Source organism: Chryseobacterium sp. SNU WT5 (assembly GCF_007362475.1).
Lineage (GTDB): Bacteria > Bacteroidota > Bacteroidia > Flavobacteriales > Weeksellaceae > Kaistella.
In genome coordinates this window covers 17,358-41,690 of record NZ_CP041688.1, presented here as the reverse complement: position 1 = coordinate 41,690, position 24,333 = coordinate 17,358, and the positions used below count along the sequence as shown (strand labels likewise).

The 24,333-nt window shown below is 32.4% G+C and carries 21 protein-coding genes; 4 read left to right on the top strand and 17 right to left on the bottom strand.

What is annotated here, in order from left to right; all coding sequences use genetic code 11:
* Positions 1-7: 7 nt before the first annotated feature.
* The 8 genes from FNJ88_RS14135 to FNJ88_RS14105 all read right to left on the bottom strand — a co-directional run bounded on the left by FNJ88_RS14135 (position 8) and on the right by FNJ88_RS14105 (position 9,307).
* The gene (locus tag FNJ88_RS14135; protein WP_143853970.1) at positions 8-913 is read right to left on the bottom strand and encodes an S-4TM family putative pore-forming effector; all 906 of its coding nucleotides are present in this window, start codon (positions 911-913) and stop codon (positions 8-10) included.
* Positions 906-1,889 carry an SMODS domain-containing nucleotidyltransferase gene (locus tag FNJ88_RS14130; protein ID WP_143853969.1) on the bottom strand — a complete coding sequence of 328 codons (984 nt, stop codon included), beginning with the start codon at positions 1,887-1,889 and terminating at the stop codon, positions 906-908. The genes FNJ88_RS14135 and FNJ88_RS14130 overlap by 8 nt, the downstream gene beginning before the upstream one ends.
* Positions 1,890-1,942: 53 nt before the next feature.
* Positions 1,943-2,110, bottom strand: a complete 168-nt coding sequence (locus FNJ88_RS14395; protein ID WP_185145883.1) for a hypothetical protein — start codon at positions 2,108-2,110, stop codon at positions 1,943-1,945.
* Positions 2,107-4,731 (bottom strand): DUF4062 domain-containing protein, encoded by a 2,625-nt coding sequence (locus FNJ88_RS14125; protein WP_143853968.1) that lies wholly within the window; start codon positions 4,729-4,731, stop codon positions 2,107-2,109. Before FNJ88_RS14125 ends, FNJ88_RS14395 begins: the two co-directional genes overlap by 4 nt.
* A gap of 150 nt (positions 4,732-4,881) precedes the next feature.
* Positions 4,882-6,120 carry a restriction endonuclease subunit S gene (locus FNJ88_RS14390; RefSeq protein ID WP_185145882.1) on the bottom strand — a complete coding sequence of 413 codons (1,239 nt, stop codon included), beginning with the start codon at positions 6,118-6,120 and terminating at the stop codon, positions 4,882-4,884.
* Positions 6,104-7,663: a type I restriction-modification system subunit M gene (locus FNJ88_RS14115; protein WP_143853967.1), complete on the bottom strand. Its 1,560-nt coding sequence runs from the start codon at positions 7,661-7,663 to the stop codon at positions 6,104-6,106. The genes FNJ88_RS14390 and FNJ88_RS14115 overlap by 17 nt, the downstream gene beginning before the upstream one ends.
* Positions 7,664-7,732: 69 nt before the next feature.
* Complete coding sequence (locus FNJ88_RS14110) at positions 7,733-8,740, bottom strand: YhcG family protein (protein WP_143853966.1); 1,008 nt, start codon at positions 8,738-8,740, stop codon at positions 7,733-7,735.
* Positions 8,741-9,097: 357 nt separating this feature from the next.
* Complete coding sequence (locus FNJ88_RS14105) at positions 9,098-9,307, bottom strand: hypothetical protein (protein ID WP_143853965.1); 210 nt, start codon at positions 9,305-9,307, stop codon at positions 9,098-9,100.
* 465 nt (positions 9,308-9,772) lie between these two features.
* Here FNJ88_RS14105 and gntA point away from each other — a divergent pair, with 465 nt between their 5' ends.
* A complete protein-coding gene (gene gntA / locus FNJ88_RS14100) occupies positions 9,773-10,450 on the top strand; it encodes a guanitoxin biosynthesis heme-dependent pre-guanitoxin N-hydroxylase GntA (RefSeq protein ID WP_143853964.1) in 678 nt (225 codons plus the stop codon).
* Positions 10,451-10,453: 3 nt separating this feature from the next.
* A complete protein-coding gene (locus FNJ88_RS14095) occupies positions 10,454-11,044 on the top strand; it encodes a DUF1989 domain-containing protein (RefSeq protein ID WP_143853963.1) in 591 nt (196 codons plus the stop codon).
* A gap of 49 nt (positions 11,045-11,093) precedes the next feature.
* Here FNJ88_RS14095 and ligD read toward each other — a convergent pair whose 3' ends face one another.
* Positions 11,094-13,652, bottom strand: coding sequence for a DNA ligase D (ligD, locus tag FNJ88_RS14090; RefSeq protein ID WP_143853962.1), 2,559 nt, complete (start codon positions 13,650-13,652; stop codon positions 11,094-11,096).
* 338 nt (positions 13,653-13,990) lie between these two features.
* Here ligD and cphA point away from each other — a divergent pair, with 338 nt between their 5' ends.
* Together cphA and FNJ88_RS14080 are read left to right on the top strand one after the other, a co-directional pair.
* A complete protein-coding gene (cphA, locus tag FNJ88_RS14085; RefSeq protein WP_143853961.1) occupies positions 13,991-16,564 on the top strand; it encodes a cyanophycin synthetase in 2,574 nt (857 codons plus the stop codon).
* Positions 16,565-16,600: 36 nt separating this feature from the next.
* Positions 16,601-17,332 carry a DUF3891 family protein gene (locus FNJ88_RS14080; protein ID WP_143853960.1) on the top strand — a complete coding sequence of 244 codons (732 nt, stop codon included), beginning with the start codon at positions 16,601-16,603 and terminating at the stop codon, positions 17,330-17,332.
* Positions 17,333-17,360: 28 nt separating this feature from the next.
* On the opposite strand, the gene FNJ88_RS14075 is transcribed toward FNJ88_RS14080, so the two are convergent.
* The 8 genes from FNJ88_RS14075 to FNJ88_RS14040 all read right to left on the bottom strand — a co-directional run bounded on the left by FNJ88_RS14075 (position 17,361) and on the right by FNJ88_RS14040 (position 24,015).
* Positions 17,361-17,924, bottom strand: a complete 564-nt coding sequence (locus tag FNJ88_RS14075) for a recombinase family protein (RefSeq protein ID WP_143853959.1) — start codon at positions 17,922-17,924, stop codon at positions 17,361-17,363.
* 994 nt (positions 17,925-18,918) lie between these two features.
* Positions 18,919-20,049, bottom strand: a complete 1,131-nt coding sequence (locus tag FNJ88_RS14070) for a hypothetical protein (RefSeq protein ID WP_143853958.1) — start codon at positions 20,047-20,049, stop codon at positions 18,919-18,921.
* Between the two features lie 325 nt (positions 20,050-20,374).
* Entirely contained in the window at positions 20,375-20,932 is a 558-nt protein-coding gene (locus FNJ88_RS14065; protein WP_143853957.1) for a hypothetical protein, read from the bottom strand.
* A complete protein-coding gene (locus tag FNJ88_RS14060) occupies positions 20,929-21,687 on the bottom strand; it encodes a ParA family protein (RefSeq protein ID WP_143853956.1) in 759 nt (252 codons plus the stop codon). The genes FNJ88_RS14065 and FNJ88_RS14060 overlap by 4 nt, the downstream gene beginning before the upstream one ends.
* A 260-nt stretch (positions 21,688-21,947) precedes the next feature.
* A complete protein-coding gene (locus tag FNJ88_RS14055; RefSeq protein ID WP_143853955.1) occupies positions 21,948-22,529 on the bottom strand; it encodes a hypothetical protein in 582 nt (193 codons plus the stop codon).
* Positions 22,530-22,712: 183 nt separating this feature from the next.
* Complete coding sequence (locus tag FNJ88_RS14050; RefSeq protein WP_143853954.1) at positions 22,713-23,222, bottom strand: hypothetical protein; 510 nt, start codon at positions 23,220-23,222, stop codon at positions 22,713-22,715.
* 158 nt (positions 23,223-23,380) lie between these two features.
* Positions 23,381-23,674 (bottom strand): hypothetical protein, encoded by a 294-nt coding sequence (locus FNJ88_RS14045; protein WP_143853953.1) that lies wholly within the window; start codon positions 23,672-23,674, stop codon positions 23,381-23,383.
* Between the two features lie 53 nt (positions 23,675-23,727).
* Positions 23,728-24,015 (bottom strand): DUF6876 family protein, encoded by a 288-nt coding sequence (locus FNJ88_RS14040; RefSeq protein WP_143853952.1) that lies wholly within the window; start codon positions 24,013-24,015, stop codon positions 23,728-23,730.
* Positions 24,016-24,333 lie beyond the last annotated feature (318 nt).

Here is a 24,333-nt window from a genome sequence, read left to right as displayed (position 1 = left end):
AATTAATTTAACGTAAATTTTCAATTCTTTTTTCGACAGAATAGTTCATTCGATCTTCTAATTTTGTCCACATAACTTTGTAAATAAAATCTGGAATTAAAGGACTTAATATGCGGTTAAGATAAATTCTGTCTTGGATTTCTCTTAAATCTTTGGGGTTAATATTGTCTGCTAACTTTACTTTATTAAGTTTTGTCTCAATAATTTGTCTTAGTTTTTGCAAGTTATCCACTGATTCAAGGTTAATTCTGATCTCTTTATATGCAAAATTAAAAATAGGAATTGATGGTAATAAAACTTGTACTATAAATTTCTCTAATGAAAAGTTCATGTACAAACTAACATAAAAAAGTATACAAAATGTAGTAGCTGCAACTATTAATAGGAATAAATTATACTTTTTCTTTATATTTTGATCGTAAGTTATATTCATTCTTTGGCAAAATAGTATCGCTAGATTTGTATTAATTCGCTCAATTTCTACAGAATACCAGTTTTCCACTTTTTCTACCTTCTTTGAGTTTTTTTGGTCTCTCTTGGAAAACTTTCTCACTACATCTTCATCAACAAAAACAGTGTTAAGAGTTTGATTTTCGTCTATTTTATAAACGTCAATATCAAATTTTTCTTGAATTGACGCAGCTGTTTTCTTTTTACGTTTAATTACTATTTCAATAATTTTTTCTATCAATAGAGCGGAAAAAAAATACATTACGTAAATCCACATGCTTTCTTTTAAATTAAAATCTGTAAAATTCGTCACAAAAGAGATTATAACAGGAACAACTACAGTTATTATAATCAACAAATATTGTAAATCTTTTCCTTGAGAGTACAAAAGTCGTTGCGCTAATAATTTGTCAATATTACCACGTTGATTTTGTCTTAGAAGTATTTGTTTTCCATTATCCATATTGTGGGAATTTATCACCGAATATTTCACGCCATTTATTTATTGATTTCTCTTGATCCTTATTATCTATTTCCGCGCTTATTGCATCAACAGCTTTGTCATGTGCTAATCGTGCCTGTTCAGAAATAGATTCTTTTTCAGAATATGAGAGCTGATTTAAATTTCCCTGAATATTTTTTGGATCCCATACACTACTAAAAATTTCTGTTTCAAAATATTTGAAAAAATCTCGTAGATCGTAATCGATATATTCTGATAAATCTATTTTGTTTTTTGTGTAATTTATTACATACTGTTCAAGTAAATATGAACCAATTGAATTAACAGAATTTTCATTTTTCCATATTTTAATGGTTCTTATCAACTGAAGAAGTCTTCCAGAATAATTCTGATTAGTTTCAGTAACTAAACTTTGATCAATCCGCGGATCTGTTGCTTTAAAATTCCCATTGCCATCCGGTATTAAATATAAATTAGTATCAGTATGAAAACAAGGTACGACGTCAAAAACCCATTCATAAGATTGCAAACTTAAAGTCACCGCTTCACCACGATTATGTAAATCTGCTGATTTATAATGTTCAATATTTCCTAATGCAGATTTTAGTTTATTAACTACTCTTCGTGAATTAAGAGTATCTTCATTAGACAAGAACTTTAACCTTTCACCAGCATCTTCTGTATGTATGGTATAAATATCTCCATTTTTACTATAATAAGCACCATTTCCTTTTAAGCAAAACATTATATCAATATCATCCAACTCTCTAATTTTGGTTTTTCTAACAAACGAACCATAATTTAAATTTTTCTCTTCAAAATGAAAAGGAAACTTTAATTCTGCATCTTCATCTAATTTATTTAATTTACCCCAGAGCCAATCTCTACTGGATTTTGCTTTAGTAGAACGATCGCTAGCAATATTCACTTTATCCAAGTGAAATTCAGTAAAAGATGATATTACAGTTGTTGCCATATTTTTATTTTATTTATAATTTTCCATCTCCATTTTTCCCAAAAGCAAACTTTTTAATTCTTCCAGTTTTTTGGTTTACTTGCGTTTTTAAACTTTGTCAAAGTTCGGAACTTTGTCAAAGTTTTTTGCAGATAAATTTTCAAACCAAAAGTATGCGGAATCCCCTGCTGTTCGAGCAGGGAAATCACACTTTGTTCTAATTGGGATTCTGTGAATTTCATGGATTTGCTTTGCGAACTTTATTTATTAGTCCTGGATTAGGATTTACCTGATTAAAAATATGCTTTGCTTTGCATTTATACATCAGATTACCAATTTTTCTTCTTTCCTCTGATTCTATATTAATTTCCAATTGAGTTTCCAAAGCTTCTGCGATATCAGAAAGAAAAAATGAATTTTTATTTAAAGAAATTAAATATTTATCGATAACATCATACCAAATTTTTGGTCTTTCAAACACTATTAATCTCATAAATTCATGTTTCACTATTGGATTCTTTTCGCTTTGTGCTTTAGCGCAAATTAAAGGACCCATTTTCGCAGAATATAAATCATCTTTAAAATAATCTACTACATTTTTTGGAACAGACAGTAAAACTGCAAAACTTTTTTCATCAGGATTTTCAAAATTAAAATCTTCTTCCTTCAAAATAAATGCAGTGCCATCATATGCAACCATTCCTTTGTCTGCTAAAATCGGCGATAATATTATTAGCAATTTACTGACCTCATTCCATGCCTCACCTATCTGATTAAGAAGTTCTATTTTTTTCTCTGGCTTAACAAAATCGCTATTTCTTAAAGCTCTTGAAGAGGCAGTAATTTGTCTCATCAGAACTGAAAATGAATATTCTCGCATTACAGTACCAATAACTTGGCTGTAAGGTTTTATTTGATCGTAATTTTTATCAGCATATTTATCTTTCAACTCATTGGGAAGCCCCGATGCAATAACTTTTTTGCTGATTTCCAATTCTTCTTTTTCAAAATCTTCAATTTTAGGATTCCATGCTATAGCAGCATAGGGATTAATATTATTTTCAATGTTAACTTTTTCTCTAACCAAACCAATTGTATCTTTTATGTCATCAATTAAAACCTCTATCGCATCTATTTTATTTCTATCAGTACCTGTATAAAATTCAATAATTTCCGGATAGTCTATATATTTTTTGTTAGTAAATATGAACGTTTTGAAGTCTTCATCTAAATTCATACGATGAGCTATAAAATAGAATATCCAGTATGTGCTTTTAAAATGAAAACTGTTCCCTTTTCTTGACAAAATTGTATTATCTACTAATACTTGAAATAGATAATTAATATCTAAATCACTATAATTATCTTCACAAAATTTTCGGATTTCAACTTTAAAAAATTCTTCTTTAAATTCGTAATTGTCATTTGTAATTAAAAGTTCAACAAAATAACCAAGTACAAAAGTACAATCCTTTATATCTGGTTTTTGAGCTTTGTAAGTTGGTAGTTCGTATTCTTCAAATATGATATTTAATATTGTATCTAATAATTTAGTTCTGTTTATCGAATTATGTTCTGATCCAATTTTTGAGGAAGCTTTCAGAATTGTTAAACAATTTTTTACCGTTCTATGAATATTTAAAATTTCGAGATCTTTTGTGATTTTATCCAAAAGGGAATCGTTATCATGTTCCATCGTTTTCGATAAAGAATAATGACAAACCAATTTTCTAATTTCGCTTTGTGGAAGGGCTAAAAGAAAATATTCTTCAAACTTTCTTGAAAGGACAATTTTTTCGTCTTCTTCATCTTTTGAAGGTAGTAAGTTATTACCTGTTGTATTTAAAATTATTAATGGAATTTCTGTAAAAAATTCGATAATTGTTTTAAGGAGCTTCATTGTCCCCGATTCTTCGAATTGAATAGAGTCAATAACCAAATAGTCTATTTTATTTCCAATAGTGATCGGATAGGCAGCGATTGCTTCATTAATTTCACGGATAATCTTATGAGATTTAGAAAATTTAGCATCTAAATAGATAAATGTTTTACCATTTTTCCATGCCTCAAGTTTCAGATAGTGTGCTAAAGATGTTAACCCAAATTCGGAAGGTGCTTTAATAATAATGTTTTTGGTACTCTCAATTAGCTCCTCAATATTAATTCTATTTTCTAGATTCTTTGAAGGATTTTTGGAAATTTTATTTGCTTTACTTATAATGGGTTCAATCCAAATGGGGATAAAATTATTGTAAGTTTTCAACGATTCATCAAATTCTAATTCTAATCTCTCTTGAATCAGATCAATTTTTTTCAGAGTTTCATCTGCTCTTTCTTGAGGTGATTTTTCTTGAATAAATAATTCTAACTTTTTTTTAAGTAATTGTTCGAAATTTTGATCGCCCTCATAATTTACATAAATACCTTTCTCCTGCGCTTCTTTTTTAAATTTTTTAACTTTATCATACTGCTCATGGTCAAATAAATCCGGATCTACGTTTTCTTTTCCAAAAAAGAATAAAACACGAGGTTCATTTTTTTCATTTTTCCTTTTCAGCGCATCATTAAGTTCATGTTCCGTCCCACTACCAGCTTTTTTTGTTGGTTGACCGTACCGATTTTTCATTATGCCTATAAATATATCGTAGTTAGATTTTATTATATACTCATCAATTATCTCTTGACCATTTCTACCCATATCTGGTAAAACGTCATATTCCCACATGAAAGTCTCAAAATTAACGTCAAGATGTTTAGCTAAACCTGTATTAAGTTCTTGAATAACATTCTCACATATATCTCTTTCAATTTGACAATCTCCAGGAGAAGATATAAAGCATTTAAAAAATCTTCTTGTTACCATATATATTTATGTTTTTATATTATTAATTTTAATTTTCCAGCGCCATTTTCCCCAAAAGCAAACATTTTAACTCTTCCAGTTTTTGGGTTTGTTTGCTTTTATAAACTTTGCCATAGTTTGGAACTATGGCAAAGTTGTTGCGAGCTTTCTTCAAACTTCCACCGCCATTTTCCCCAAAAGCAAACTTTTTAAGTCTTCCAGTTTTTGGTTCATAATTTTTTTATTTAAAATTTGAAAATGCACTGAATCAAATTCATTATCAAATTTCTGAATCACAATTTGATTTGGAATAATATGCCTTATCTTATTAAAGTTGCCAATTGGTAATTGTAATTGCGCACTTCCAGTTGACGCTCCCAATAGCAAATTTTTAAATGTTCTTGTAGTAAAATATAGACCTAAAAAAAATTGGGAGTATAATTTTTTCCCATTTATTCTTAATAACTGGGAGTTAATATTGCAGTCAATAAATTCTGAAGTAACATACGCAATTGATCCAATATTTGCTCTATTAGAAAATAGTAAATCATTTTTCTTTAAATGACCTTTTTTTAACATCTGATGTTTTTCAGGAGTTATTCGCAATAATTGTCTTTTTGAAATAATTGACTCATTAAAATCCGTTCCTCTTATAAAAGGTATTCCTTCTTTTTTAAACTCATAACTTTTTGGGTAATTTCCGCTATAGTTTCCATCACTTATATCTAAATGCAAACTTTTTAATTCATCAATTTTCCACCCTTTCGGAATCTCTTTCCCCAATTCCTCACATTCTACCATTTCACCACCAGAACTTTTGTATGGTTTTCCATTCTCATCAGGAAATTCAAAATCTTCGAACCAATGTTTGTAAATGGTTTGGGCAGTTTCTTCTAAAGTAGCGCAGAGTTTTTTGTTCAGTTGGATGCGTTTTTCTATGGCTTCATATTCTTCAATCAATTCTTTTTGTTTTTCTGGAGAAGGAATTGGTAATTCCATATTGAGAAAATCTTCCCATTCCAAACTTCCTCTTACTCCACCAACTGCTAAAAAACATGCTTCTCTATCAAACTCACTTCTTGTAAACCACATCATCAGATATTCTGGCAATAGAACACTTTCATCAATCACCTGAAAAATAGGATAAGCCTGAGAAATTATAGAAGGTTTATCTTCTAGATATAAAGCAACAGGCATTTTCTTATCGCGCCTTACCTGCATAATACTACAAGCAAATTGGTTTTTGCGAACAATTTTATAATTCGCCATATCTGTTCCAACAATATTTGCAACAGAGGGAATGAAATTTTTAGTTACAGAAATTCCAAGTAAATTAGTTACTTCTACATTTCGGTTTCTTTCATCCACCAATTGGATATAATCTCCTAATCTTTTATACCCCAACTTCATAGCCCAATTTTTCAAATACTTTTTTCAAATCCAAATTACTTTGCTGTTCTGCCTGTAACAAACTCACAATATCGCTTTGCAACTCGGTCATTTTTTCGTGGTAATCTACATTTTCATCACGGTTTACAAATTCAATATATTTACTTGGAACCAAAGAATAATCTTTGCTTTTTATTTCTTCTGTTTTTGCAGCGTAAGAATATTCCGGGATATTTACATATTCGCCATCGGTTTGCCAATTGTGAAAAGTGGAAGTAATTTCTTTAATATTATCTACAGAAAACTCGATAAATTTTTTCTCAAATGGTACACCCATTTCTCGCAAATCCATAAACAAGACTTCATCTTTTCTATTTCTGTATCGGCGCAGTTCTGTGCCTTTTTCTACCGTTCTTTGGGTTTTATTTTTATTAATAATCCAAAGAGTTACACTAATATTGGTGGTGTAAAACATATTTTGTGGCAAAATAATCACGGCTTCCACCAAACCATTTTCAATCAAAGTCTTGCGAATGGCTTTTTCTGTGCCGTCTCCACTTAAAGCCCCATTTGCCAGAATAAATCCCGCTACTCCATTTTCAGAAAGCTTAGATACCATGTGCAAAATCCAACCATAATTGGCGTTGCTTGTGGAAGGAATATCGTAACCGTTCCATCGTGGGTCATCCACTAATTCATTCGCAGCGCGCCAGTCTTTTTGGTTAAAGGGCGGATTTGCCATGATGAAGTCGGCTTTCAGATCTTTGTGCTGGTCATTGGAAAAAGTATCTGCCGCGGTATCACCTAGATTGGCAGAAATCCCACGTATGGCGAGATTCATTTTCGCCAGTTTGTAAGTCGCACCGGTATATTCCTGTCCGTACACCGAGATTTGTTTTTTATTTCCCTGATGTTCATTCACAAATTTCACACTCTGCACAAACATTCCACCCGAACCACAACACGGATCATAAATTTTTCCTTCAAAAGGTTCAATGAGTTCTGCAATCAGATTAACAATAGATTTCGGCGTATAAAACTCCCCTTTTCCTTTCCCTTCCGCCAAAGCAAATTTGGACAGGAAATATTCATAAACGCGACCCACAAGATCGTGTTCACGGTCTGCAATCGTATTAATTTGATTAATCGTATCCAGTAAAGCCGATAATTTACTCACATCTAAACCCAAACGGGAAAAATAATTATCGGGCAATGCGCCTTTTAAGGCAGGATTATTCTGTTCTATTGTAAAAAGTGCGGTATCAATTTTTAGTGCAATATCGGGTTGTTTCGCCTGTTGCATAATAAACGACCATCTTGCTTCTTCGGGAAGATAAAAGACGTTTTTCATGGTGTAGAATTCTACCATTTCAGTAAACTGTTCTTTGTCTTCGGCAATCAATTGCTGCTTTCTTTCTTCAAAAGTATCTCCTGCAAACTTGAGGAAGATCAAACTTAAGACAATGTGTTTATATTCTGCAGATTCTACAGATCCGCGCAATTTATTTGCGGAATCCCAAAGGGTCTCTTCTATGGATTTTGATTTCGTAATTTTCTTGGCCATTTATTCTTTTTGATAGATTTTAAACTTACCGTTTTTAAGTGAGAATGTGCTGTACATTTTGGTACATTCCTATTCACTTGTGTCCTTACGATCTAAGATCTGATGGAGCTTTTCCTGCAACATTTTTTTATCAGGTAACTGCAAGTGATACTCCGCAACCATACTGGGTTTCAAATTTCGAGAAAGTGCATATTCTACGACTTCTTCGTCTTTGTCCCGACACAATAAAATACCAATACTCGGATTTTCATGAGGTTTTCTCACATCCCGATCCAACGCTTCCAAATAGAAATTGAGCTGGCCCATATGTTCCGGTTTGAACTTGTCAGTTTTGAGTTCCAAGGCAACCAAACATTGTAACTCGCGATGATAAAACAACAGATCAATATAAAAGTCACTATTGCCAACCTGTAGTTTGTACTCTTGGTCGATAAACAGAAAGTCTTTCCCTAACTCGATAATGAATTTCTTAATTTGCTTTACCAATTCCTTCTGCAGATCACTCTCCGTATGTTCCTCGGGTAGGCCTAGAAATTCCAATACATAGCTGTTTCTAAAAACCTGCTTTGCACGGGGTTCCAATTCTCTCATCACCGCTGAGAGTTTTTCATCCCCCAATTGTGTTCTTTCATAAAGAGAAGCGTTAATCTGTCTTTCCAGGTTTCGGGTAGAATACTTTTCACAAATTGATCGCTTAATATAGAAAATTCTTTCCTCGGTGCTCTTGCAGCGGGAAAAAATAATGGTATTATGAGTCCAGGGAATTTCTCTCAGCAGTGCTGAGAGTTCTGGATGATCAACATAGGTTTCGTAAAACTGCTTCATCCGCCAAAGATTCTTATCACTAAAACCTTTAATATCCGGAGCATTTGAAGTAATATATTTAGCGAATTCTGTTACTACGCTTTTACCCCACTCATTGTTCTTTACCTTCTCACTAAGGATCTTACCCAGTTCCCAATACAAATCAATGAGCGCAGTATTTACTTTCTGAAATACCTGGATTTGCTTCTGCTGAATATAATGCAGTAATTTCTCAAAATCTTGATTTGAATCCGGAAGAATATTCTTTCCCATAGTTTATGCTTTGTCGCCTGGGATAAAACTATTGAAGATTCTCCACTATTGAGAATCTTCAATAAGACCATGACGGTTACCAACGATTTAATTTAATCCTATCAAATATAAGAATTTCAATAGAACTTTTAATTAAAAATTTCTTAGAAAAAAGCTCTTTGATAGTCGGAAAAAACATTTTGAAGTGACACAAGTAATCCATTCTAATATTACAGATAATTTAGAATGGGATAAAGCAAAGGGATTTCCAACTCAACTTCAGCGACATTCAAGGAAAAATAGCTTTATATTTCCTTCATGTGAGCAAGCATGGAAACTCATAAAACAGCAGTAGCTTGACAAAATTCAAGGAATTTTTTACTTTCCTACCGTAGGTTCAGTTTGCGGAGGCATTGCGGTAGGTGTTTTAATACTATCACTTTCAACAGAATCTTTATCAGGATTCTGGATGAGTTTTTCCTTTGTTTCAGCATAATTTGCCGGTTCTGTATTTTGAGGTGTATCGTTTTTTGAACAGGAACTAAGTAAACCTAGTAATCCAACTGTTATCAAAATTTTGAGATTCATAATGAGATTGTTTCAAACAAATTTACATTATGGAATTTTGAAGTACTGATGTAATTACGAATCAGCTAAAAAAAAATTTATATGAGCTAAAAATTTCGGACTGCATCTATTAAATATCAACAAATTAGACTGTTACGAGATTCGCGCCACCTATTGTTAGATTTTTATCACTAAAAATTTCAAAACCGCTTTAAAGCCTAACCGATAGGTAATCGCAAAGAAAATACTTAAAAATATCTTCTTATTAAATAGCAAATCATTCATCACAAAATCACATTGATCGTATGTAGAGCTCCTCAAACGGCATGAAATCTGATTAAATTTTAGAACATATTTTTAAATAAAAAAATAAAATTGTGATTGTTACTTCTTTTCTGAAAGATTGAAATATTATAAAGCAACAGTCTAATAAAGAATATTAGTGACAATAAACAGTCACAAACATTTAATATAAAAATTATTATTATGAATGAAACTATTAATACACCTACGGAAGTTCGTAGTATACAGGACGAGTTTAAAAAATATGTTTTAGACGAAGATCATCCTTGCATTATGGCCAAATCCCTATTTAAAATGGAAAATTACCATATGAATAGTTACGAGGATATGTTCAACAAAAAATCTCTTCGCAGATTAATGGAAGATCTTGCTAATTATATCACCCAATATGATTTTAATGGGAACCAATTTGAGTCCTTTTTAGCAGTTTTCCCAAATAATCATTTTGCTAATGAAGTTGATTTCGAAGATGCGCTGTGGAATACTTTACAGACCTTACATGAACTTGACGATTGCAAATGGGATAAAGCAGTGAGTGATGATTGTGAAAGTCCAGAATTTAGTTTCAGTTTAGGCGGAAAAGCTTTTTATATCGTAGGTTTACATCCAGAAAGTTCAAGAATTGCGAGAAAAGCTCCCTATACTACATTGGTTTTCAATCTACATCATCAGTTTGAAAAATTGAGGGAAATGGGGACGTATTCTTCTGTTCGAGATACTATTAGAAAAAATGATGAAGCGCTACAAGGTAATATTAATCCAGTTCTGGAAGATTATGGTACAGATACGGAAACGAAGCAGTATAGTGGTCGCAATGTAGAAGAAAACTGGAAATGTCCATTTCATAAAAAATCAAATTAAAATATGAGTAAAATTTATACGATCGAAAAGCAAAGTGGAAAAGCTTTTTATTTAAAGGAAGGAGAAATTTTAACGGTAATCGATCCAGAAGGAATGCAGGTAAGTGACATGGTATTATTTAACAGCAATGATTTGAACGAAAAATTATCATCGGGGAAATCCCTTGATTTTGAGGAGTCAATTCTACTGTCAACAGGCAATTTCCTTTGGAGCAATCGTTCCAACAAAATGATGGAAATTATAGAAGATACCAATGGACGTAATGATTTTCTGCTTGCTCCGTGTAGCAAAGAAACTTTCGAAATAATGTATAATTATTCTGGAGAGCACCCGAGCTGTCTCAACAATCTTTCGAAAAATTTAGAACCCATGGGAATTAAGCAGGATGATATTCCTACGGCATTTAACATTTTTATGAATGTTCAATTTGATGAAAAAGGAAAGATTTCAGTTCTTCCTCCAACTTCTAAAGCAGGAGATTACATTAAGTTTAGAGCTCAAATGGATTTGCTGGTATGTTTAACTGCATGTTCTGCAGAAGATAGTAATGGTGGTAGTTTTAAACCCATCCAATATTTTATCACCGAAAAATAGTCGAACTATTCATTAACCTTTCAATGAATATTGAGTTTAAAAGCTTGAATCAAATCGATTCAAGCTTTTTTAATCCCTTCACTAAATCAATACCTTTTCCAAGTACCGGTTTGAAAAGATCGCCATTCTTTTTTATTCGTTCTAAAGCATTAGAAATATTAAAGTCCGTAGGTAGAATTCCAGATTTTACTTCTTTCCACAATAATGGCATTGACACCGGAGCATGGGGTTTTGGCCGCAAACTATAAACACTTGCCAAAGTTTGACCTTTGCTGTTTTGTAAATAATCGAGATATATTTTTTTATCTCCTCTTTTTTTCAAATTTCTTTCAAGAGTGGTCAAAGACGGAAGTTTTTCGTTTACTTTCTGCATTAAAAGATAAGCGAAATCCTTTGCTTCTTCAAATTCATATTTAGCATTAAGTGGCAAATAAATATGAAGTCCTGTACTTCCAGAAGTTTTGCAATACCCTTCAATTTTGATTTGATCCAAAATATCTTTAACTGCCAAGGCAACTTCGATAACGTCGTCGAAAGAATTTTTTGCAGACGGATCTAAGTCTAACCCCAACCAATCTGGCTTTTCTATATTTTTTATCGTTGAGTTCCACGGATTCATTTCTATGCATCCTAAATTATTCAGATACATGATATCTTGCAACTTTCTACATACCATATATTCAACCTCTTTATTTGTTGATTCAGCATGAATTGGTATCTTTTTAATCCACTTCGGTGCATCTGAAGCATCCTTTTGATAAAATCCCGGCGCCTCAATACCATTTGGAAATCGGTGCAGTGATTGGGGTCGGTTTTTTATATGCGGTAATATATATTCAGCAACTGATTCGTAATAATCAATAACATCCATTTTTGAAATTCCGCTTTCGGGAAAATACAATTTATCTGGATGGGTAATGATTAAACTGTCTTTCCCTACTTTTATTTCGCGTTCTGCTATCTTACTATTTCCCTTTTTAGCAGTACTTTTATCAGAGATGCTTGCTGATTTGAAATTTTTATCTTCACTAGATTGTTTTTTGACGTCTTTTTTTTCTTTGTCTATTCTCAAACCCTTAAAAACAGGATGCCGAAAAATCTCATCTTTCGTTTTCTCCGCAAATTTAATTTCACAAACTAATTCTGGTTTCAGCCAAACTGGATCGGTATTCGTCTTCGGTATTACTTCAAAGGGAGACTTTTTGGTAATCAAAGGTTTAAATTTCATCATTAAATCATCTAAAGTAGATGCCGTAAAGCCAGTTCCGGCATGTCCGCAATATTTTAATTCATCGTTAACATAAGTTCCTAAAATAAGAGCACCAAAGTTTTTGCGCGATCCCTTCGGTTTAGTATAGCCACATATAATTACATCCTCCGTGTTCTGAAATTTAACTTTTAACCAATTTGAAGTTCTTCCTCCCTCGGAATATTTGCTATTAGCTTTTTTAGCCATCATTCCTTCCAGTTTTAATTTTTTCATTTTTTTAAAAAAATTTATTCCTTTTTCAACGGTGTGTTCAGAGTATTTGATAACATCATTTTGTATTAAAACTTTTTTAAGCAATTTTTTGCGTTCGGTCAGCGGCAAATCTTCTACAGATTTTCCCTCTAACCATAACAAATCAAATACCTGATAAGTAAGCTGTACCTCGGGATTTTCACTAAATCTTTGAAGTGCCTGGAAATCTGGATAACCTTCCTTATTAAGAGCGACAATTTCCCCATCAATGATCATAGATGATTTCTGAAGCTGTAAATTTTCAGTGATTAAAGGATATTTTTCTGCGAAAGAAAGTCCATTTCGGGAATATAATTTTAATCTGCTTCTACTTAAATCTGCAATAGCACGATAACCGTCCCATTTTGTTTCAAACACCCATTGTTTATCATTAAATGGTTCGGGAGCAATTTTTGCAAGCATGGGAGAGATATAATTTTTTACTTTTTTACCACCTTCAGTTTCTTTTTCACTTTTCGCAGCGCTAGTAGATTTTCTCGCTTTGTCTTTGTCTTTTTTATTTAATCTGCCCTCTTCCCTTTCTGTAACTTTGGAATTTTTAGGAACATTATTTTCTGCATCAAAACCTTCCACAGCATACTTATCGCGATGCTTAATAAGAAGCCAAGCATTTTTCTGTTTACCGTTCTTAATTTTAACCAATGCAAATTCTCCTTTGAGCTTTTTACCGCGTAAAATAAATTTTATCGAACCCTCATTTAAATAATCCTGCATTACCAAATCATTGGATTTTTTAGAAGAAGATTTATCCTCTAGCAAAGGGGTGTAGGTACCAGAGTCCCAAATTTCTACCTCCCCTCCACCGTAATTACCTTCTGGAATGGTACCTTCAAAATCTTTATAATCAAAAGGGTGATCTTCGGTCATCATCGCTAACCTTTTATCCGTGGGATCCAATGAGGGTCCTTTCGGAATGGCCCAACTTTTCAAAACTCCATCGACCTCCAAACGAAAATCGTAGTGAAGACGTGTTGCAGAATGACGTTGAATTACAAAAATTAATTTTTTAGAAGAATCATGTTTCATTCCTTCGGGCTCAGAAGTTTCATTGAATTTTCTTTTTTTATTGTACTCGTCTAATGCCATAATTTCTAAGTTATTCAATGATCACTAACTTACTTTAAAACATCGCGTTTAGTTCTTGCGGCTATTACAAAATTAATTGTGCATTTTTGATGCCAAGGTTAGTAGTTTGCGGCAAAAGTCTATCATCTACATCTTAAAAAAATGTGTTAAATTTTTCTTATTTGAAAATTTTTAAATCCCTTTCCAGCAAGACCAAAATATCTAAGATAAATGCTCTTCAATTGGCATGAAATCTGATTTGAAAGTTCAAATATTTAAACAAAAAAAGCATACTCACCGAATGTAGGAGTAGCGTCATTTTGCTTAAATCATTAAAAAAACATAAACTAATACACCTAATGCGAAGAATTTTCAGTGAAAGCCGTGTAATGCGCGGTCCAAATATGTGGTCTGCTAATCATCATAAAATAATAGCAGCAAAGTTTGACCCACTATTTCTTTTGGATGTGGACGAAAACATGCAAAGAACACTCAGTCAGTACTTTTTGGAAAACTATAAGGTTACATGCTCACATGAAGATACTCATCATTGTATTTTTGATTTTGCATTACAGACTGCAGGGATTTTACAAGGAGAAAATCTATATCATAATCTAATTTATCCCACTCCTGGAATACTTTACGGCATCATTGAATATAACGTGGAAGAAGCAGGAAAAGAGGCGTTACAATTAACATCAGATATTATTTATTCGATCATAAGAGGAGAAGAACCACTAAGTAAAGCTGAAGCTATAGAAAGAGTAAAAGCTATTGCAAAAAGGTATGCCCACGGACCCAGCACCTCTCTAATTATTTCAGCCGCACGAAAACGGAATATTCCCATAAATGTTGGTCCTGCCGGATATATAATATTAGGTCATGGTAACAAACAAAGAAGAATTAGTGCTGCTATTTCGCATTACACCTCCTGTATAGGAGTAAATATTGCAGGGAATAAACAAAGTACAAAAAAGTTTCTAGAGAGTGCTTACATACCAGTGCCTAAAGGCTTTGTAGTTACTGATGAAAACGATTTAATGGAAATCGTTCCTACATTAGGTTATCCTCTAGTTACAAAACCATTGAACGGGAATCAAGGACGAAACATCACTTGTGACATTACGAACTTCGAAAACTTACTTATTGGCTTTCGTTACGCAAATGAAATTTCTAATTCTGTAATTATAGAAAAAGAAATTAAAGGGAATGACTACCGATTATTAGTTATTGGAAATAGATTTATTGCGGGTTCCTTACGTCATCCCGCCTCTATAACGGGCGACGGATATCTAAATATTAATAAACTTGTTGAAAGAGAAAATAGCGATCACAGGAGAGGAAACGGACATGAAAATATTTTAACTAAAATCAAGCTTGATGCAGATGCGGAGCTATGTTTACAAAAACAAGGATTGACCACCACCTGCATTCCGCGAGCTGGACAAGTTGTTTTCCTCAAATTAACTGCTAATTTAAGTACAGGCGGAACCGCCGAAGATGTAACAGACTTAATTCATCCATCCAATAAATCATTAGCAGAGAAAGTTTCTCGAATAATTGGCCTCGATATTTGTGGGATCGATATCATTTCCCAAGATATTTCTCTCCCTCTACACGAAAATGGAGGTGCTGTAATTGAAGTTAACGCGGCTCCCGGATTACGAATGCACCAATATCCCAATAAGGGTATTGCTCGGGAAGTAGGTGAACCAATAGTAGATTTAATGTATGAAGAAGGCGAAAATGGTCGAATACCTATCATTGCAATAACTGGCACAAACGGAAAAACTACCACTACCCGATTGATGGCTCATGCGTTATCTTTCGCAGGACGTAAGGTAGGCTTTAGCTCAACGGATGGGATTTATATCGACGGGGAAAAGATTCAAGCGGGAGACTGTTCTGGTCCCCAAAGTGCTAAAACAATTCTCCAAGATATGACCATCGATACAGCTGTATTAGAATGTGCACGAGGAGGAATCATTAGATCGGGTTTAGGTTTTGACTATTGTGATATCGCAATTGTAACCAATGTTGCTGAAGATCATTTAGGATTAAAAGATATTTACAGCGTGGAAGATCTCGCCTTTGTAAAGGTCGTGGTTCCTCAATCAGTTAAAAAGGATGGGTGGACAATTCTTAATGCCGCTGATGAACTTGTTTATGAAATGAAAAATAAATTAGAATGTAACATCGCTTTATTCTGCACAGATTCAGAAAATAAAAATATTAAAAGCCATCTAGAACAGGGAGGAACTGTTGTCTATGCAGACAACAATAAGGACATTTATATTCATCATTCTGAAGGCAGAATTTTTATTTTTAACGCGACAGAAGTTCCAATAACGAGAAAGGGTAAAGCGGGTTTTATGATTGAAAATTTATTACCTGTAGTCCTCGCATCCTACTTTTCCGGGATGCAACCAAGCCACATCGCACTGGCCTTAAAATCTTTTATTCCGACGCCCGAACATACTCCTGGACGTATCAATGAATTTAAAATAAATGGTGTAAATGTTATTTTAGATTATGCACATAACCCCCACGGTCTTAGAGCGCTTGCAGGATATCTCAAAAATATTTCAGGAAGAAAATTAGGAATTATTACGGGGACTGGTGATCGGCGTGAAGAAGATATTATAGAATTTGGTCGTATCTCTGCATCAATGTATGACGACATCATCATCAGATTTGATCGAGATCTAAGAGGTAGAAGTAAAGAATCTATCGTTGAATTATTGTCCCGCGGAATCTATGATGTGAATCCACAGCAGTCATACCAAGTAATCCCTGATACAAAAAGCGCACTTCATTTCGCTGTTTCTAATGCCGATAAAGGTAGTTATGTCGTAATTTGTGCAGATAATGCAACTTATACTTTAGGACTTACACAGGAAGTAGCGATGGAATTTCAGAATTTTGAAAAGTAAGTCATTATAAAAATGTTAACTTGAAAAAGTAATTTTATGATCGTATCTTCTCATCAAAAAGGTTGGAAAATCATTAATCAGCGTTCTCACGGGTTATTGGCGGCGATGCTGGCTTACCAATATGATATTGACCTGCCTAATGATATTATAGTTCCAACAATTATCACCATTGCGGAACATGATGATGGTGCGGAAGAGACTAACGAAGAAAAAAACCTTACCGAAGCAGGAGCACCGCGAAATTTCACTGTTGATGACGGATCAAAAAAGTCTGATATCAAACAAAAACTAGCCGTAATGGAAATGGCCTCTGCAAAATGTCAATTGAATGCGTTATTAACTTCATTGCATATCGATTTCATCTTTAGTGATTCAAAGGAAGCTAAGAATAGTGAATTAAATAAATTCTTAAAAGACCAAGTTAAAAATCGAAAGGATATTTTAGACCATCTAGAGATAGACGAAAAATATGCTAATCGTTTGTACAGATTTGTTGAGTGGTGTGATGCATTTTCTCTACTTATATGCATGGATAAAATTCAACCAGAAGGAAGAAAAATGGAAGTTTCTCTAAGTCCTGACAACCAGATGAATCAAACCTATTATTTAGAAGAAAATGTGATTACTGTAGAACCTTGGCCTTTTAAAAGTAATCATTTTAAAGTATTTTATGAATATAAAATTATTGAACAACTGAAATTTATACGATCCAGGAGTTTAATTCAGTTTGTAAAAGCACGAAAGTCCAAAGAACGGATTTTACCTTAAAAAGAAAATAATAATAGTGTAGTAAACACTAAGAGTTATTTTCCGAAGATTTTTTTAGAAGTCGATAAATCGTTGCTTGATGTACATTAAACAATTGAGAAAGTTCCGGAGCAGATTTTCCTGCAGCATGCAGTTGAATAATCTCCTGGATTTGGATGGATTTTAGTTTTGGCTTACGACCACCCACTCTGCCCTGTTGTTTTGCATACTCTAATCCTTTTTTCGTCCTTTCTTTTAACATATTTCTTTCAAATTCTGCAAAGACACCAACCATTTGCATCATCATTTTTCCGGCAGAAGTTCTAGTATCTATCGATTCTGTTAAACTTTTGAAACCAGCTCCTCTATACTCGATCTGCTCCATAATAAAAAGCAAATCTTTTAAAGATCGGGATAAGCGATCCAATTTCCAGACAACAATTGTATCCCCTTCTCTTATATAATTTAGAAGTTCGTGTAATTTTGGACGATCCCATCTTCCCCCTGAAACAACTTCTTCAAAAATCATTTCGCAACCCATTTTTTTTAATGCCTCAATTTGAAGTGCATTATCCTGAACCTGGGTAGAAACTCTTGCGTAACCTATGAGCATATTTTAAATTAAAATTTTCTAAAAGCTAATTTACAATATATTGTCACGATGCCAATTAATTCGCAAAAACATATCGCATAATTATTTTATTTTGCGATACAATTATGCGACCCTAAGAGAGATAATATTTATATTACTCCAAAAATATTGCACAAATGAACGTTTGTGCGACGAAAATTCTGCTCATTTTCTTTTTTTCGCAACTTTTTCTTTTAAATTTACAGACGTCCATAAATTTTAATGTTTTTTCCGACTATAAAAATAAATTTAGATCAAATAAAAAGTTTGTTAGCCAATGGCTAACGCCTTATTTTTAATTAATAAATATAAATATTAAATAGATTATAATATTAGTAGGGCTGTAAAACCACTCGAAAAGCTTATAATTAGGCCGTTTTATAACATTTTCTGGGAAATACAGTGGGGGTAATGGACATATTGAGTGGGGGTATTAAGGAAATACAGTGGGGGGAACAGAACATTGAGTGGGAGTAATAGAACTTTCAGTGGGGGTAATAAGGAAATCCAGTGGGGGTAAGAGATATTAGGAACATTCGGTGGGGGTATCATTGTTAGGAACATTAGATGGGGGTAACAGTTTGAACCTTACCTTTTTTAACCCCTGTTATTTCTACTTGTTTTATACTGAATGCTTTACATCTCATATTTGATTACTCCTGTTCCCTATTTATAGGCTTTTATACCTGTCGTTCGTTCAAATGATTATTAATTTTTTCCACTAAATTGGATTTGATTCTCCATTATTACGTTCTATATTTCACATCTTCCTCTTACTTCGACATATTACCTTTGTTTTTATCAGCCTATTTAACTGATTTTCTCTGCCACTCATCTGTTTTTGTCTCTACAACACTTAAAAAACGGAACATTCAGTGGGGGTAATAATAAATACTTTCTACGGGAACTGTTTTTCCGTGAAATTAGAAATGATTTACAGTAAACCGGAACATTCAGTGGGGGTAACTAATGATCACTACAACTTCAATTCATTACATTTATCTACAAACCATTTCAGATAGTCATTGCCTGTAATTTCTTTGTCCAACCGACTTCTTGTCACCTCACTCATCTTCTCATAACCATGTTCCTTAAACTTTGCTACTATGTAAACAAGTTGCTTTTCATTCAGTTTTCTCGATTTCTTTATATATTTCAACGCGTTCTTCGCGCGGTAATCATCAGCAGAAGGGTATTCAACAAAAACCGTATTTTTAGTTTCGTAAAGAGAAAAAGTTAGAGTGTCCTCGGTAATCTTATATCCGAAAGATATATTTCCAATCTCATTTAATTTCTTCTGAATGCCATTTAAAAATATAGTCAACTTCGATTTTTTCAAATAATGACTCGCAAGAGATAAGTCTTCTACAAATTTTGAAATTTTTATATTACCCCCATTCATTTTCCCAAACTTTTTCTTTAAATAAAGGTATATATTTAACGGCATCGTTGAAGGAGTCGAGAATAAAATGCTTCTATACACTTTTGAATATCCATCAATGTTGTTAAGTAACATTCGGGAAGTGGCTTTAGAAATATAGAAACGGATATAATTCTGCCCTTTGTTGAAGATCGGGGTTTCAATAAAATTTGTAATTAAAAATTCTTCTCCTGTGTTTGATTTCACCGTATGATTCCCTAAGGTTTTGAGAATTTTTAACTGTTCATGAAATACACTGTTATCTTTAACTTTTATATTTCCATTATCATTAAGAGCTTGCGTAGGAATAATCATTTGAAGCATACTGAAATTATCTGCAAAAAAACTTTCTTCTATGACCGCCAGCTTCTTTCCTGATTCTAATATTCTCCTTTTTTCAATCTGATCTGCCTTAATATCTTCCAAAGACGTAATTCTACCGTCCTTGTAAACCATGTCGTTTGAAATGATCTCTTTGGTTTCATCAATACTAATTTTATGAACCTGCGCAGACTTCATCATTTCCATCATTACATAAATAATACGATGACCGAAAATATTAATTTTCTTAAGGGGTTCGACTCCCCCTAAAAAATCAATTAATTCATTAGGATAAAGCGTTACTAATTGTGCTTCATACGAATCCAGGGTTTTCGTTACGCTGTTCTTATTATTTTTCGCTTTCATGAAGATGATTTTAAAAAGGGTCGGAAGGAAAAGTCAGTTACCGGATTGTTTTTGTCAAAAATACAATGATAATCTGTTGTTTTAGTGTTCGCATAATAAGTACTCTTATCTATAAAAACTTTAATCCATAACCAGTTCTCAAGAGTACCGGCAAGTTTCGAAGGGGTATATACCTTATGGTAATAGGCAGTCTTTTTTGTATCTGTAAAATATACTACACAGAAAAAACCTTGACTTTCGGTTGTTTTCATAAATTTTTGTATCTTTGATTTAGGAAAAAACATAGAAATATGTTTAAGGACGCTTGATTTATCAGGCGTCCTTTTTATTCCAGTTCTCCGTATTTATTTTTCAACGCCTTAATCATATCATTCATAAAGGCTTCTTTGGTGAAGCTTCCCAAAACGTCTTCGCTTTTGGTATAAATATAATCATAAATATAATCAACTTCATTTTCTATTAAGCTGAATGAGGTAGTTACTTTTTCTTTCAATTCGGTTCCATTTGACACCCGTCCGCGACGAGTTGGAATCATACCTGCAGGACGGTTTTTTAACTTCGGGCCTTTCTTTCTCAGCAATGCTATTCCTTCCTTTACTACATCAGAAGATGTAAAATAAGAAAATTCGGAACCTTGTCTTCGTTTCTCAAATTCTAATCTCCGGATATAATTAATGTTTTCGGCTTCTGAAACAAAAGAAAAATTAAATGATTTTTCTTTTATCTTTGACTTCCTACCAGGCTTCGGAATAACTTCTTCAACTACATCAATTTGTTTTTCTACAGGTTCAACCTGCATTTTTTGAAATACATTTTGAAGCTTTAAAGATTGACTACTACTCTCTTTCTTTTTCCCAAAATTGGTCAAAACTTTATCTTTCATATCATTTTCTTTTTTAATTCTTTTACCAGGTCTTTAAAATCCTTACTTGCTCTACTTTTACTGTCGATCTGAAATATCGTTTTACCTTCTTTAATTGCTTTTTTAATATTTACATCTTGGCGAACAAAAGTTTTCAGTAAATAATCTTTCGTGAATTCATTGGATAAAAAGTCATTATAATAAGAACGGAAATCACTAGAATTAACCAAGACCGCATTAAAGAAGAATCCTAAATATTCAAAATCCAGATTATGTTTCGCTTTTAGGTTCAACAGGGATGGAATTAATGAAGTAATTCCGGCTAGAGAATATTCATCATCCTTAATTGGACTTAAAACATAATCGGAGGCACACACAGCAACCTCCCCTAAACTGAGTTCATCATTAAGCGGTTTAGGCGGACAATCGATTAAAACATAATCGAAATAATCTTCTAAAAGTTTTAGACTTTCTTTTAAAGCATACCGATCGATTTTATAACTTTCCAACTTTTCAGATCCTGCCAAAACATAAACGTTATTATGTTCACTTTTTTGAGTGAATTCTAAGCCTTCCTTTTGTTCTAAAAAATCTACCACCGTGTAGGGAAAATCTTCATCGAGTTTGTAGCCCAAAGAAAGATTTTTCTGGCTATCAAAATCAATCACCAAAACCTTACTCCCTTTTTTTGCAAAACTGGCTGCTAAGTGTATGGTGGTTGTGGTCTTCCCTACTCCACCTTTCTGTGTCAAAACGGATATAACTTTTGTTTTCATTTAAGGTATTAATTATGATGCAATTGGCGACTATTTCCCTATATCAATTAGGTTTTATTAAACCAAAAGTATCTTTTGCTTCCGTAAATATAATAATTTTAGTTAAGTATTCATTACTTTTTTTACTCATTTAGTTATTTATTCATTAAAAAATGAAGACGGTTATATATTCATTTTTTAGTTGGTTCTAATCTGCTAAAATTGTAAAATCTTTCACAATACATTTATTAATTTGAGGAAGGAAATGTCAAAAAAAGTCATTAATGACTTTTATAGGTAAAAGATAAATTAGCCCAAAAAACTTCATCATTTTTTTTGGTCATTGCAGATGGGCTTTCAAAAGTATTATTTCCAAAAATATCTTTATATTTTGTTATTCCTAATTCAGTAGTTTTTTTAGTAAAAAAACTTGAATCATCTAATTCTTTTATTATGTAATAAAATGATTTATACAACTCAAGTTTTTCATTTTTTTTATCTAAAATCCCAACAAAAACTTTATCGGTATAAATGTAAATAGAGTCATTAGATAATTCTACTTGATAATTTATGAGGTTTTTTCCTAAATGAAACTGAAGGGATTTATTTTTTAGATTAAGTTCAATTTTATTATACGGAGGTTCAGAATAGGAATTCCAATAATTTGGAATAATGCTTTCTTGTGGAATTTCCTTCACTCCTAAAGGACCTTTATATAAGACTATTTCATTTACCTTATAGGAATTGTCATAAATAAAATTGTAAGAAGTCTTTTCAGGCACTATTGTTTCAGTTTGATCATCATTTCTGCTACAAGAACTCATAGCCAAAGTGAGAAATACTAAATTTATTATTGTTTTCATGATTAATTAAAATGTGTTACCAAGTCTCATATAACAATTAAATAGCCAATTAAATTGTTTTTTTGCTTCCGTAAATATAAAAATTTTAGTTAAAAAATCATTACTTTTTTTATTCATTTAGTTATTTATTTATTTATTAGAAGAAAATCAAGATGATTTTATCTCCATTTTTTTTCGGCAGTTCTAATTTTCAATTATTGTAAAATCCTCTACAGTATATTTTTGATCCTCTTCAATATCTTTATTCCAGAAATTAGTCAATTGGTATTCTAAAGCACTTTTTAAAGCGCTATTATAAACCCATTCCGGTAAAGTAATTTTAAACTGTGGTTCATCTTCCACTTCGGTTATATCCTCCATCGAAGCCACTTTACTGTTAGGTAAGAAAAGCCAAACTTCATTTACTTTGTCAAAACTTTTTAATCTCGCCTTAACCGCAACTTTAGTAGACTTCTCCCCTTTGTCATACAATGCTGAAATCATTGTAATCATTTTTTCCGGTGCAGGATTTTTGATCTCCTCTAGTTTACTACTCCAAAAATCATCGTCAATCAACAATTTTTTGTCCTGAATTTCCAACTTAGATAGTGGGACAAAGAAAGTTTCCTCCTTACCAACTTCATCCACAAATGCTGATACTAAAATAGCGTTTTCTGTTCTTTTCTTTTCTGTAAATACTTCAAATGTTTTCATAATAGTAAATTTAGATATATAAAAATAACTGATTTTTATACGATTATATTGTATTCGATTAGTCGTTTAGTTGTTTATTGATTTCGTTTTATAATTGTTTAGTTTTTCCCTTCATAATATAATTAGTTATTACCTTAATAATATATTTAGTTATTTCGTTAAAATAGCGTGAGCTGTTCTCCTTGTACCTTATTATAGTAGTTGATAAAATCTTCAAGTTTAATAGGAGTAAGATCTACTTCATTTTCCGAATAAATAACATCACAAAGATTTTGTTCTTTTCCTTCAATTTGGAGTATTTTGCATCGGTAATCAAACCTTCCTCGAAATCGTTCAATAGAATAAATAATCAATGGGGTTTTTGTTTTTTTATGATAGCCGAGATAACCACGCTGTAAAACCCTATAATTTTTCAAGTCTTGTTCCAGTGTTTTGTACATTGCAGAATTCATATATTTATTTAGTTATTTAGATGTTTATTGATTACGTTATTTAATTAATAGTATTATCGTTCACTAGGAAAATATAATATTGAATTCTCCAACCACATTGTAAGTTCAAATATTTCGATGGAAGCCGACTGAAAATAATGTACTAAAATTACATTCAGATTTCCATCCTTGAGTTCGAGAGAAAATGTAATTTCATCAATCTTTGTAATTTTCCAAACTTGAAAATCTTCATTGAAGGCTTGCGGGCTTTTTTGTAGTTCTATGATATGGTCAACAATCGTAAAGGCATTTTTTGACTGTAAGTACCGATGTAGGGTAGTGGTGATAAAAAGATTTTTCATGATAGTATTTATTAAGTTAATTATTTGTTTAGTTATTACGTTTTATACTTGATTAGTTATTTATTTGGCAATGAGGACACTTTTCTTAATCTTGAAATTCGTTTGAAATTAACCTTGACAAAGGAGCTTTTGGAATTTGGTAAATATAAATGAACGCTGCGCTTTTATCTTTATTCGTATAATCGAGGTGTCTTTTTCTTTGCTAAATGTTTATAAAAATGTGAAGTATTTCTAAAACTGAAATAACGTAGAAGCAGGAAATGAATTTGCCTAGAAGGGTAGGTGGGTTCGTCAATATTTTAATTAATCGAAGAATTA